This window comes from Rhizobium sp. YTU87027 (assembly GCF_050644135.1).
Lineage (GTDB): Bacteria > Pseudomonadota > Alphaproteobacteria > Rhizobiales > Rhizobiaceae > Rhizobium.
This window is the reverse complement of sequence record NZ_CP098440.1, coordinates 1528590-1541031: the sequence shown is the minus strand read 5'-3', so window position 1 is coordinate 1541031 and position 12442 is coordinate 1528590. Positions and strand designations below refer to the sequence as shown.

The 12442-nt window shown below is 60.0% G+C and carries 10 protein-coding genes; 3 read left to right on the top strand and 7 right to left on the bottom strand.

The genetic code is table 11. The features are described 5' to 3' along the window. The 5 genes from NBG89_RS07830 to NBG89_RS07810 all read right to left on the bottom strand — a co-directional run bounded on the left by NBG89_RS07830 (position 1) and on the right by NBG89_RS07810 (position 4768). Positions 1-423: an NUDIX domain-containing protein gene (locus NBG89_RS07830; RefSeq protein ID WP_088694230.1), complete on the bottom strand. Its 423-nt coding sequence runs from the start codon at positions 421-423 to the stop codon at positions 1-3. Between the two features lie 6 nt (positions 424-429). Further along, positions 430-1917, bottom strand: a complete 1488-nt coding sequence (locus NBG89_RS07825; RefSeq protein ID WP_088694229.1) for a DEAD/DEAH box helicase — start codon at positions 1915-1917, stop codon at positions 430-432. Between the two features lie 157 nt (positions 1918-2074). Then, positions 2075-3373 carry a M23 family metallopeptidase gene (locus tag NBG89_RS07820; RefSeq protein ID WP_431322341.1) on the bottom strand — a complete coding sequence of 433 codons (1299 nt, stop codon included), beginning with the start codon at positions 3371-3373 and terminating at the stop codon, positions 2075-2077. Between the two features lie 97 nt (positions 3374-3470). Then, positions 3471-4298 carry a ferritin-like domain-containing protein gene (locus tag NBG89_RS07815; RefSeq protein WP_431322340.1) on the bottom strand — a complete coding sequence of 276 codons (828 nt, stop codon included), beginning with the start codon at positions 4296-4298 and terminating at the stop codon, positions 3471-3473. Continuing rightward, on the bottom strand, positions 4295-4768 hold the full coding sequence (locus tag NBG89_RS07810; protein ID WP_431322339.1) for a peroxiredoxin: 474 nt from the start codon (positions 4766-4768) through the stop codon (positions 4295-4297). Before NBG89_RS07810 ends, NBG89_RS07815 begins: the two co-directional genes overlap by 4 nt. Before the next feature lie 119 nt (positions 4769-4887). On the opposite strand from NBG89_RS07810, the gene NBG89_RS07805 reads away from it, so the two are divergent. Beyond that, complete coding sequence (locus NBG89_RS07805) at positions 4888-8277, top strand: DUF3971 domain-containing protein (protein WP_431322338.1); 3390 nt, start codon at positions 4888-4890, stop codon at positions 8275-8277. 52 nt (positions 8278-8329) lie between these two features. Here the strand turns inward: NBG89_RS07805 and tyrS are convergent, their stop codons facing one another. After that, on the bottom strand, positions 8330-9586 hold the full coding sequence (gene tyrS, locus NBG89_RS07800) for a tyrosine--tRNA ligase (RefSeq protein WP_431322337.1): 1257 nt from the start codon (positions 9584-9586) through the stop codon (positions 8330-8332). Positions 9587-9702: 116 nt separating this feature from the next. Here tyrS and NBG89_RS07795 point away from each other — a divergent pair, with 116 nt between their 5' ends. Next, on the top strand, positions 9703-10821 hold the full coding sequence (locus tag NBG89_RS07795) for an anhydro-N-acetylmuramic acid kinase (protein WP_431322336.1): 1119 nt from the start codon (positions 9703-9705) through the stop codon (positions 10819-10821). Positions 10822-10862: 41 nt separating this feature from the next. Beyond that, positions 10863-11345 carry a GNAT family N-acetyltransferase gene (locus NBG89_RS07790; RefSeq protein WP_431322631.1) on the top strand — a complete coding sequence of 161 codons (483 nt, stop codon included), beginning with the start codon at positions 10863-10865 and terminating at the stop codon, positions 11343-11345. Here the strand turns inward: NBG89_RS07790 and NBG89_RS07785 are convergent. Further along, positions 11342-12439: an IS630 family transposase gene (locus tag NBG89_RS07785; protein WP_431322335.1), complete on the bottom strand. Its 1098-nt coding sequence runs from the start codon at positions 12437-12439 to the stop codon at positions 11342-11344. The two genes, NBG89_RS07790 and NBG89_RS07785, sit on opposite strands and share 4 nt — an antisense overlap. Positions 12440-12442 lie beyond the last annotated feature (3 nt).

Here is a 12442-nt window from a genome sequence, read left to right as displayed (position 1 = left end):
CTAGAGAAGTTCGTCGGCTTTCAGCCTGGCCATTGCGGCCGCCGCGAATGCGGAGAGAGGCTGCGGGAGGTCGGAACGGCTGAACCAACCGAAGTCAGAGAGCTTTTCTGGCTCAGTCAGCTTCGGTTCGCCGTCGAATTCTGACGCAATATAGAGCAGGGAGACCCAGTGCTGTTCATCCGCCTTGCTAATGACTTCCGCGGGACCGAGGAGATTGACGCGGCCAATCGATAGGCCGGTCTCTTCTTCCGCTTCACGACGCGCCGCCTGCTCGGCCGGCTCCATGTGATCGACCTTGCCGCCCACGATGCTCCAGTGGCCGGCCTCGGGCGCGCGGATACGCTTATAAAGCAGGATCTTGCGGTCACGCAAAATCACCAGGCCAACACCAACGCCCGGAAAATCGATACCCGGCGCGCCCATGGCTCGTTAGATCTTGGCGTTGGCCGTGATCAACATGAAGGCGGGAATTTCATCGCCGAAGCCGACCGGCGTCGGGCCGTCGTCGTGGTCCCGGTAGCGGCGGCGATCGCGATTGTCATCATTTGCCGGATAGGGACGAGCGGCGCGCGTGTTGTGCTGCGGCTTCTGTTGTTCTGCTTTGCGCTCTTGCTTCACGCTCTCGACCTTTGCTGGTGCTGCCGTTTCCATCGTCTCGACGTCATTATCTGCGACGGCGATATCAGATTTATGACCTCCACGGCCCTTGCCACGGCCGCGGTCCTTGTCTCGCCCCTTGCGACGCGAGCGATCGTCGTCACGGCTAGGTTCGGCAGGGGGCAAGGCGGAAAGGTCGCCGTTCAACCACTCGACCTTCTCGCCGATCAGCTTTTCGATTGCGTCGGCGTGCTTCTGGTCGTGGCGGGTGACGATGGTGAATGCAGCGCCGGAACGGCCTGCGCGGCCGGTACGGCCGATGCGATGAACATAATCCTCGGAATGGATCGGAACATCGAAGTTGAAAACGTGGCTGACGTCGGGAATGTCGAGACCGCGAGCGGCGACATCGGAAGCCACGAGAAGCTGGAGGTTACCGTCCTTGAAGTTCTGCAGCATGGTCATGCGCGAGCGCTGATCCATGTCACCGTGCAGAGCGCCGGCGGAAAAGCCATGACGGTCCAGAGAACGGAAGAGATCGGATACGTCCTTCTTGCGGTTGCAGAAGATGATCGCGTTCTTCAAATCGGTCTGCGCCTTGATGAGGTCACGCAGAACGGCACGCTTCTCGTAGTCCTTGCCATGCGAGGCAACGAAGCGCTGCGTTACGGTCTTCGCCGTCGATGCCGGCTTAGCGACTTCGACACGTTCCGGATTCTGCAGGAAGCGATCGGCGAGCTTCTGGATCTCAGGCGGCATAGTCGCCGAGAAAAAGAGCGTCTGACGGGTAAACGGAATAAGCTTTGCGATCCGTTCGATATCCGGGATGAAACCCATGTCGAGCATGCGGTCGGCTTCGTCGATGACGAAGATTTCGACAGCGCTCATCAGGAGCTTGCCGCGCTCAAAGTGGTCGAGTAGGCGGCCAGGTGTGCAGATCAATACGTCGGCGCCGCGCTCAAGCTTGCGATCCTGATCTTCAAAGGAAACGCCGCCAATCAGCAGTGCGACATTCAACCGGTGATTCTTGCCGTACTTTTCAAAGTTCTCCGCGACCTGCGCAGCCAACTCGCGGGTCGGTTCAAGAATGAGGGTGCGTGGCATACGGGCGCGGGCGCGCCCCTTCTCCAGCAGCGAAAGCATCGGCAGAACGAAGGACGCGGTCTTGCCCGTTCCCGTCTGCGCAATCCCGCAAATGTCGCGACGTTCAAGCGCAAAAGGAATCGCGCCAGCCTGGATTGGAGTTGGCGTCGTGTAGCCCGCGTCTGTCACAGCGGAAAGCACTTTTTGGCTCAAGCCAAGATCAGCAAATGTCGTCAAAGGGAAAACTGTTTCCGTTCCGGTTCGGCCGTACTCTGATTGAGTCGGCGTGATTGCGTGCCGCAATGCAGCGCGACATAAGCCGAAACTGTCCTTAAGTCAAGGAATACAGGCCTTGCAGCCAGTGCAGAGGTAAAGACGTGGTTAGCGCGCGTAGTTACTGTATGTAACTCGCAAGCTTCAAGCCCGCATTCATGAAGTAAATGGGGTCGACGGCACGACCATCCTGGCGGACCTCGTAGTGGAGATGCGTACCGGTGGACCGGCCGGTGCTGCCCGCAAGACCAACCACGTCATTGCGGTCAACCTTGTCGCCAACTTTCACCAGAATTTCCGACATATGGCCGTAGCGCGTGGAAATGCCGTTGCCATGATCCACTTCGACCATGTTGCCGTAGCCGCCGGTCCAGCCGGCCGCGATCACCTTGCCGGGTGCTGTCGGGCGAACCTTCTCGCCGGGCGCAAAGCGAAAGTCGATACCAGAGTGCAGCGCCAGGCGCCCAAGGAATGGATCGCGCCTGTTCCCGAACGAGCTGGTGATCTCCTTGCCGACAGCCGGGTTCTGGAACGGCAGCGATTCCGCTGTGCTCCGTACGGTCTCCAGGCGGGTCAGGGCATCGTCGAGCTGCGAGATCGAGGTATCGAAATCATCCGCGCTTTCGGGCTCGATGTAAGGGCCGCCGACTGCGCTGTCCTCCTGCTTCATGCGCTCGACCGGTACAGGAATTCGGAACCGCGTCAGGACCTTCGATATGGCATTGGCCGCGCCACCGGCATCGCTCGTCAGTTGTGCGATGCGGCTGCGTTGCTTCTGCTCGATGTCCTTGAGAGACAGCGTCACCTTGGAGAAAACGCGGTCCGCGCGATCGCCAACAGTCTCCTTTGCCGGCACGTCGGCCAACGTAGCGTTATCAGGCGTCGCTTCAGCCGGCCCGTCAGCGCCAGCAAGCTGGTTCTCGATGGCCTGAACTGCGCCGGAAAGCGAGGCATGCTTGTCATTTGCTTCGGGTGCATAGGATTGGAGCGGTGTGGTCGCTTTGCCGCCGAGACCGGAATTTTCGGCGCGGTCGAGCAGGGAGCCCAGCTTGCCGTGGCGCGAGGTGAGCGCCAGTTGCTGCTCCATGAGCTTGTCGACCTTGTCTTCGACAACTTGCTGATCGAGCAATTGACGCGAGGTGACGCGGTCCACCTGGGCACGCAGAGCGGCGATTCGGTCTTCATAGTCATGCTGCATGCGCGCCTGCCTGGCCATCGTCGCGCCGATCAGATCGTCGCGCAGCACGAGATAAGAAGTCGCCAGGAGATAGCCGATTGCAAAGACGCCGACGAAGCAGAAGGCGACTGCCGCCATCCATGGCCGGATCGTTAGGTGGCGAACCCGATCGCCGCTCGCCAGGATCAGTATATGCTCTTGTTTTTTCTGACCGAATACGCGGCTGTGCTGTGCATGCGTCACGGAGACTCTCCCAATTGACGGCCAATGCCTCAATTGCCTTAATTACGCACGATTATGGTTAATATTTAATTAGGTCAGCATGGCTGTCGCTATGAGATCAGGCGTTACTGGTCGATGTCAGCGACCGGTAGAAGGTCGGCGTCAGGCCCGCTTCGGCCCTTGCGATGTCGTTGAAGGGAGGCTTCAACGGACCGCGAAAATTGGCACGCACGAGTTCGTGGAATGCCCGTGCGGGATCACGCCTTTCGCGGGCGCAGAGGAAGCGGAACCATTTGGCGCCGATCGCAACGTGACCTTTCTCGTCGTTGTAAATGACATCGAGCACGGCCGCGCTCTCAAGATCGCCGGTCTCGCGCATCTTGGCCTGTAGCGATGGCGTGACGTCGAGCCCACGCGCCTCAAGTATGAGTGGGACAACGGCGAGGCGGGCCGTCAGGTCATTCCTCGTCGAGTGGGCCGCCTGCCACAGACCGTCGTGGGCGGGCAGGTCACCATAGTCCGCGTCGAGGTCATTCAGGCGGGCGCGCACCATATGGAAATGCTTCGCTTCCTCGAAGGCAACCTGCATCCATCCATCGAAGAAGGAATTAGGGACAGGTTCGGTGGCGAATCGCGCAACGATATCAAGCGCCAGGTCGACTGCGTTCAGCTCGATGTGTGCGATCGCATGCAGCAGTGCGATGCGTCCCTTGACGGTATGCAGGGAGCGTTTTTCGACCTGCGTCGGTGGTATCAGGTCTGGCTTGTCCGGACGGCCTGGCCTCTCGGGCAGCGGCGCGTCGAGCGGCGAACGCAGTGACAGCGTACGACCGAACCAACGTGTGGCGGTTTCCTGGGCAAGCGTGGTCTTCTCATCGAGATCTGTCGCGCGGATCGCATCGATCGCTCCGCCACGCAAGGATGTGATGTTGGACCGAGGCGTCATCGAGACAGGTTCTGCACTGCGGCCAGCACGATTTCAGCGTGGCCGGGCACCTTCACCTTCTGCCAGATCGTCCCGATTGTCCCGTCCTCGCGCACGAGAAAAGTTGTGCGCTCCACGCCCATGAAATTGCGGCCATACATGCTCTTCTGCTTCCACACGCCGTAGGCCGCGAGCGTCGTCTTCTCTTCATCTGACGCCAAGACGACCGAAAGGTTGTGCTTCTTGATGAAGCGATCATGGCATTTCACGGAATCAGGAGACATACCGATGACGGCGGCACCAGCCTTCTCGAACTCATCGGCCAGCGCCGTGAAAGCAAGTGATTCCGCCGTGCAGCCCGATGTGTCATCCTTGGGATAGAAGAAAATCACCAATGGTTTGCCGCGGAAATCACCAAGCGAGACGCGGCCTCCACCGTCACGCGGAAGATCGAAGTCGGGCGCCGCGGTGCCGATGCTGATATCCGCCATGGAGAGACCTTTCTTTTGCCGAGTTTATGGATAACAGGTGATTTGCCAGATATATACTGAACGAATATTCGTCCAGCCAGTCTGGTCCAGACCACAAATTGAGGCGTTAGGCGAGGCGCATGTCGGCGATCCGCGGCGAGAAAATTACATTCCGCAAGAAAGATATCGTCGCACTGCATGAGCTTCCCTCGGCGCAGGCCGAAGATCCCATCATCGTCAGCTGCCCGCCAACGCGTTCGCGCATGCGCAGAACTGCCGGTGCTACGGGCGGCTGCATTGCCGTCATTCTGTTCGTGCTCGCAGCAATTGTCTTCACAGTGGAAAGCGGCATGTTTGACGCGCCGCTGTCGCGGCAGGCGAAGGCTGCGCTCAACTCAGCCATCGGGCCGCGCTATCGGGCCGAGGTCGGTTCTACGGTCATCCGCTTCACATCGAATATGCGCCTTGCCCTCGAGGCGCGCGACGTCAACATGATCGATGAGGAGAGCGGACAGCACCTTTCGACGACGCATGCTATGCGCATAGCGCTCGACCCGCTGCAACTCTTTCGCGGTCGCATAGCGATTGCGCAGATCGAGGCGGAAGATATCGCGCTCGATACAGCCCTGCTGCCGTCAGGGAAACCGCTCAAGCTTGATGATGTCAGGATCGACGAAATCCCGGCTGCGATGGGCGCTGCATTTGCCCAGCTCGACATGATCGACAGCTTCGTGGAGCGTGGGGGAACGCGGTCGGTGAAGCTCTCGGGCATCGACATCAAGCTGGCCGATACGGCAAACGGTCCGCTCTCCATCGTCGTTGACAGTCTGGCCTTCTCGAGGACACGCCAGGGCGCGCTGGCGCTGGATGGCGAGGTCGCGATTAATGGTAAGCCGGCAACATTCGGCGTCGTCACGGAAAGTGCCGGAGGACGCACTTCGAAGTTGACAGGGCAGGTGGTCGGCGTCGACCTAGGGCCGTTCACGCTCAAGCGGAATGTCCAGGGTCAAATCCGGCAAGGCATCGACGGCTTTGGTGACTTGGCGATCTCTGCAGTTCGTACGGGCGACCAAGCGTCACCTGCGCTCGGTGCCTCAATCGAGCTGAAGCCGGGGCACTTCTATATGGACGGCGACGAGCAGGAGTTGAGCGGTGGTCGCATCAACCTTGCTTATGATTTTTCCAAGCAAACGCTCGAGATCGCGAAATCCCGCGTTCAGTTCGGCGCAACCTCCGTACCGGTTACCGGTGCGCTTATCGATCTGGACAAGATCGATGCCTTAGCCGGAAAGGGCTTCGGAATCGACCTGCTTGTCAGCGGCGGTACGGCAGCGCCAGTTGCGTCAGGCGAGCAACCGCTCGCCTTCGATATCCAGGCAACCGGCCGATACCTCGTTGCCGGTCGTGAGCTGCAATTCGAGAACATGCGGGTTTCGAGCCCGGCTGGCGGCCTCTTCGGCTCACTGCATGTCCGCTTCGGCGATGTTTCACCTGAGATCAGCTTTGCCGGTCAGTCGGAGCAGCTGCAAACGACGGCAGTCAAACAGCTGTGGCCTTTTTGGATGGCGTCGAAGGGCCGCGAGTGGGTTCAACACAACCTCTTCGGGGGGACAGTTACCGACGCATCGATCTCTGTCTTCATTCCGTTTGGACGCCTGGACGAAGCCGTTGGCAAGGGTCTGAAACTCGATGCGAACCAGATCCGCATTGCGTTCGACATCGCCGATACACGGATGAACGTGGCCGGCGATATCCCGCCGATCCGCGATACGGATGCCCACTTTGATCTGAGTGGTCCGCGCGCGACAATTTCGATCAAGGGAGGAACGGCGTTCTTTCCCTCGGGACGATCGGTGACCGTCGGCGAGGGGACCTTTGTCCTGCCGTCGACTTACGACAAGCCGCTCATGGCCGAACTCGATCTTCCCATCTCCGGCGCGGCGGACGCGGTCGGCGAATTGCTGACCTATAAGCCCATCCAAGTATTACAGCGCGCGGGCTTTGTGCCCGAAGATTTCAAGGGCAAGGTGTCGGCAAAAGTGCAGGCCCGGCTCGGGCTGATCTCGTCGCAGAATCCTCCGCCGGCCGAATGGAAAGCGGTGCTACAGCTACAGGATCTCGATGTCGCCAAGCCGATGTCCGGCCGTAAGATCACTGATCTCAACGGGGTGCTGAACGCGGATCCGAAGCAGGTAACCCTCGACGGAAAGGGCCTGATCGACGGCATTCCCGCCGGTATCGAGCTTGTCGAGCCAACGGATAAATCTTCCGACGTTCAACCGCAGCAGACCATCACCGCTACCCTCAACAACGACCAGCGGGAAAAGGTGTTGCCCGGTCTCAACGAGATCATCGATGGGAGCATCGACGTCGAGCTCAACCGTATCGATAAGGACCGGCAGGCGGTCACCGTCGACCTTGGAAGGGCCCGGCTGTCTCTCCCATGGATCGGCTGGGCAAAAGGTAGCGGTATCGGCGCGACCGCCACGTTCGAATCCTCAGGCCCGGCCGACAACACGGAGTTGAAGAATTTCGTCCTCAAGGGGGACGGATTCGGAGCAAACGGCTCGCTTGTCATCGGCAAGGGCAGCCTTGTGAAGGCGGATTTCGACAGTGTCAAACTGTCTTCGCTGGACGACTTTGCCGTGTCGGTGAAGCGCGGCAAGGGAGGGCTTGATCTCTCTGTGTCAGGCAATAGCGCCGATGCTCGCCCGATCATCGCCAGACTGAAGTCCGGCGGCGGAGGCGACAATCCCGATCGCAACGGCAGCGTATCCGTCCGAGCCAAGCTCGGTCGCATCGTCGGTTTCAATGACGAGAAGATGCGAAATGTCGACATGCTTTACGTGTCTGCGGACGGCAGGCTGCAGTCGCTGAATTTTACCGGCGTCACCGACAGCGGCGAGGCGTTCGTAGCCCAGACGAAGAGCAATGGCGTCATTAATGTGACCAGCGGCGACGCGGGCTCCGTCTCGCGCTTTGCCGATCTCTATCAGCACATGATGAGCGGTCTGCTCAACCTACAGATTCGCCTCGGGGCGGGTGACAATTGGGATGGCTCGATCGACATCAGGCGCTTCTCTCTCGTCAACGAGCAGCGTCTGCACTCGATCGTTTCGACGCCGGTCGGTCAGGAGCAACGAAGCCTGAACTCTGCGGTCAAGCGGAACATCGACACCTCGGCACAACGCTTCCAGCGCGGCTTTGCACGGATCGTTTCGAGGAACGGCGTGATCAGCATCGAGAACGGCGTCGTGCGTGGCGATCAGGTCGGCGCGGTGTTCCAAGGCATGCTGCGCGACCAACGCGGCAATATGGACATGACAGGCACCTTCATGCCTGCCTACGGCCTGAATCGGCTCTTTGCCGAATTGCCTCTGATCGGCATCATCCTCGGCAATGGCACGGACCGCGGCCTGATCGGCATCACGTTCAAGCTGACAGGAAAATTGGAATCGCCCGACATGATCATCAATCCGTTGTCGATCATCGCGCCCGGTGTCTTCCGGAACATTTTCGAGTTTCAATAGGCACAAAAAAGCCGGCGCGAGGCCGGCTTTCCGCTTGAGATCTCGACCGCGCTTAGGCAGCGCGACGGATCAGGATGTGCTTCTTCTTGCCGAGCGAGAGCTTGATGACGCCATCGGCAGTGATCTCGCCGCTGCCAATGATCTTGCGCTCGTCGCTGACGGCCTGGTCGTTGATGCGTACGGCACCGCCCTGAACGTGCCGGCGTGCCTCGCCGTTTGAGGCTGCCAGGCCGGCGCGGACGATCAGCGACAGAAGGCCAATGCCGCCGTCGAGCTCGGCAGCCGGGACGTCGACCGACGGAAGGTTCTCGGCAAGACCGCCTTCCTCAAAGGTCTTGCGGGCGGTTTCGGCTGCCTGTTCGGCCGCCGCGCGGCCATGCAGGATCGCCGTGACCTCCGTCGCCAGTATCTTCTTGACTTCATTGATCTCGGAACCGGCAAGCGCCGAGAGGCGTGCAACTTCGTCCATCGGCAGCGTTGTGTAGAGCTTCAGGAAGCGCGAGACGTCGGCGTCTTCCGTATTGCGCCAGTACTGCCAGAAGTCGTAGGCAGACAGCATATCGGAGTTGAGCCAGACAGCGCCGGTCGCAGACTTGCCCATCTTGGCACCAGAAGCGGTCGTCAGCAGCGGCGAGGTCAGCGCGTAGAGCTGTTTCGTCCCCATGCGGTGACCGAGGTCGATGCCGTTGACGATATTGCCCCACTGGTCCGAACCACCCATTTGCAGACGGCAATCATAGCGCTTGGCAAGCTCGACGAAGTCGTAGGCCTGCAGGATCATGTAGTTGAATTCGAGGAACGACAGCGACTGCTCGCGGTCAAGCCGCGTTTTGACGCTGTCGAAGGACAACATCCGGTTGACTGAGAAATGCCGGCCGACGTCCCGCAAAAACTCCAGGTAGTTGATCGAACGCAGCCACTCGGCGTTGTTGATCATCAATGCATCCTTAGGGCCTTCGCCGTAGGTCAGGTAATTGGAGAAGACCCGCTTGATCGAAGCAATGTTGCTCTCAATGGTGTCAATCGTCATCAACTGGCGTGCTTCGTCCTTGAACGAAGGGTCACCGACCATGCCGGTACCGCCACCCATCAGCGATATGGCGCGATGGCCGGTCGCCTGCATCCAGTGCAGCATCATGATCTGGATCAGCGAACCCGCATGCAGGCTCGGCGCAGTCGGGTCGAAGCCGATATAGGCCGTTACCGTTTCCTTGGCGAAGAGTTCGTCGAGGCCGGATTCATCGGAGATCTGATGAATGAAGCCGCGCTCTTTCAGCGTTCGGAGGAAATCGGATTTGAACTCGGACATGACCTTTTGCTCTCAGATGCGGATTTTCGGATTGTCTATTGTTGAAGTGACGCGGCGCGTTTAGCACTGTTTTGCCGAACAGTCACCATTTTGCAGAAATCTTCCAGCGAGGCGTCATGGAGAAGATCAGGACCGCGATCGGCTTGATGAGCGGAACATCGATGGATGGCATCGATGTGGCGCTGCTGCGTACCGATGGCCGCGCCGTCGTCGAGCGCGGGCCCTCTCTCGGAGTTCCCTATGAGCCAACCTTCCGCGATCGATTGAAGCTCGCGCTGGAACAGGCAAAGGCCATTACGCAACGTGCGCAACGGCCGGACGATCTGGCGTCGATCGAGCGCGAACTGACGTTACGTCATGCAGTTGCCGTTAGGGAATTTCTCGCCGCGAACGCGATCGACGCGGCCACGATCGACGTCATCGGCTTTCATGGGCAGACAGTGCTGCACCGGCCGGATGAGGCACTGACCGTCCAGATCGGCGATGGGGCGCTCCTGGCGCAGGAGACAGGGATACCGGTCGCCTACGACCTCCGCGCCAACGACATGGTTCACGGCGGCCAGGGCGCACCGCTGGTACCTATCTATCATGCAGCGCTCGCCGCCAACGTGCCTGATGCGACCTTGCCAGTCTGCTTCGTCAATATCGGTGGGATCTCCAACCTGACCTATATCGGCGCAGACGGCGTGCTCGTCGGCTATGATAGCGGGCCAGGCAATACACTGATCGACCAGTGGGTCGAGACCCATGCGGGTGTACCGTTCGATCAGGGGGGCATGATCGCCTCGGAGGGGCGGATCATCGCGGAACTGGCAGATCGCTACTTGAACAGCCCGTTTTTTGCCGGGGAGAAGCGGCGATCGCTCGACCGCAACGACTTTCCGCCGCCATCGGGTGCAGACGCAGAGCTTGCCGACGGCGCTCGCACGCTCGCCTATGTCGCGGCCGCCTCGATCATCAAGTCCGCCGGTCACTTGCCGGTGGCGCCGACCCTCTATGTCGTCTGCGGTGGTGGCAGGCTCAATCGCGTGCTGATGCAGGATTTGAAAGATATCGCCCATCGCCAGGGCGCCGAGGTGATAGCCGCAGAACTGGCGGGGTTCAACGGCGATTCAATGGAGGCCGAGGCCTGGGCCTACCTCGCGGTGAGGTCGTTGGACGGCTTGCCATTGACGTTTCCCGGCACGACCGGTGTGCGCGCTCCGGTCAGCGGCGGTGTCGTGGTGAAGCCGTGACGCGCCAGGTGATTCTGGAGACGCCGCGCCTGGTCGCAGTCATGTGGGAACCTGACGATGCTGGCTTGATCCAGGAGCTTCACTCGACGATCGAGACGACGCGATATCTCTCTGGTGCGGCGCCATGGTCGCAGGAGAAGGCCGAGGAGCGGCTGCGCAACTGGTTTGGTGAGCAGGCGCGGGAGGGAACAACGAAATACAAAATCCTCAGTCGTGAGGATGGTCGCTTCATCGGCCGCGCCGGTTTCTCACTGTTCGGCGGTGACAGGCAGGATTTCGAACTCGGTTACTCGCTTCGGCACCGCGAATGGGGCCAGGGCTATGCGACGGAGATTGCGAACGGGCTGGCGGACTGGTTTTTCGGACAGAACTTCGCGCCGCAGTTCATCGCCTTCACGCATCCGGACAATACCGCATCACAGCATGTGCTAACGAAAATCGGCATGCGAAGCCGCATGCCGATCATCATTGACGGATTGTCCTGCCCGACGTTCGAACTGACCGCCGGGATACGCTCGGCCTAGTCACCTGAATCTGAAGTTCGGTTCATTGTCTTTTGGCAGAAGCGCTTGACCGACGCGAGGATTTGGTCGGCGGATTTGACCCACCTGTATGGGGCGGGGTTTTCGTTGTGGGTTTCGATGAAGGCGTCGATGTCGGCTTCCAATTCTGCAGTGGAACGGTGTACGCCGCGCTGCAACTGCTTTCGCGTCAGCTCTGCGAACCACCGCTCGACCTGATTGATCCAGGATGCCGACGTTGGCGTGAAGTGAACATGCCAGTGTGGGCGGCGCGCGAGCCAAGCCTTGATCCTCGGCGTCTTGTGGGTCGCATAGTTGTCCATCACCAGATGCACGTCCGGCCCGTTCGGCATTTCGGCGTCGATCCGCTTCAGGAAGTCGAGGAATTCAGTGGCCCGGTGACGCTTGTAGCAATGACCGATCACCGCCCCAGTGGCAATGTCGAGCGCTGCGAACAGCGATGTCGTGCCGTTGCGGACATAGGTATGAGTGCGCCGTTCGGCAACGCCCGGCGCCATCGGCAGCACAGGCTGCTCGCGATCCAATGCCTGGATTTGCGATTTCTCATCCACGCATAGCACGATCGCCCGGTCCGGTGGCGACATATAAAGGCCGACGATGTCCTGCACCTTATCGACGAAGAGCGGATCAGAGGAAAGTTTGAATGTCTCAGCACGATGCGGCTGCAGGCCAAATGCGGTCCAGATCCGACGGATGGTGGTATGCGAAAGGCCGCTGTCGGCTGCCATCGAACGGATGGACCAGTGCGTGGCATCCTTGGGAGTGGCGTTCAACGTACGCTCGACGACCTGAGCAACCTGGGCATCGGAGACAGTTCGCGGTCGACCGGCACGATATTCATCTGTCAGCCCTTCAATACCATCCTGTACGAACCGGCGGCGGCACTTGCCAACAGTGTGCTCGTGAACACCCAGGCGTTCGGCAACGTCCTTGCTTTGCAAACCCTGCGCGCACAGCAAGACCATCCGGCATCGATCCGACAAGGAGCGTGGCGCTTTATGCCGGCGCACCTGAGATTCGAGGAAATTTCTATCCGCGTCGCTCAGAACGACGAGGTCCGCCTGCCTGCCAACCATCGA

Excerpts from the sequence above, each read along its gene's own strand:
- NBG89_RS07830 (WP_088694230.1), bottom strand. The coding sequence starts at position 423 with ATGGGCGCGCCGGGTATCGATTTTCCGGGCGTTGGTGTTGGCCTGGTG.
- NBG89_RS07795 (WP_431322336.1), top strand. The coding sequence starts at position 9,703 with ATGGAGAAGATCAGGACCGCGATCGGCTTGATGAGCGGAACATCGATG.
- NBG89_RS07810 (WP_431322339.1), bottom strand. The coding sequence starts at position 4,768 with ATGGCGGATATCAGCATCGGCACCGCGGCGCCCGACTTCGATCTTCCG.
- NBG89_RS07790 (WP_431322631.1), top strand. The coding sequence starts at position 10,863 with ATGTGGGAACCTGACGATGCTGGCTTGATCCAGGAGCTTCACTCGACG.
- NBG89_RS07815 (WP_431322340.1), bottom strand. The coding sequence starts at position 4,298 with ATGACGCCTCGGTCCAACATCACATCCTTGCGTGGCGGAGCGATCGAT.
- NBG89_RS07785 (WP_431322335.1), bottom strand. The coding sequence starts at position 12,439 with ATGGTTGGCAGGCAGGCGGACCTCGTCGTTCTGAGCGACGCGGATAGA.
- NBG89_RS07805 (WP_431322338.1), top strand. The coding sequence starts at position 4,888 with ATGTCGGCGATCCGCGGCGAGAAAATTACATTCCGCAAGAAAGATATC.
- tyrS (WP_431322337.1), bottom strand. The coding sequence starts at position 9,586 with ATGTCCGAGTTCAAATCCGATTTCCTCCGAACGCTGAAAGAGCGCGGC.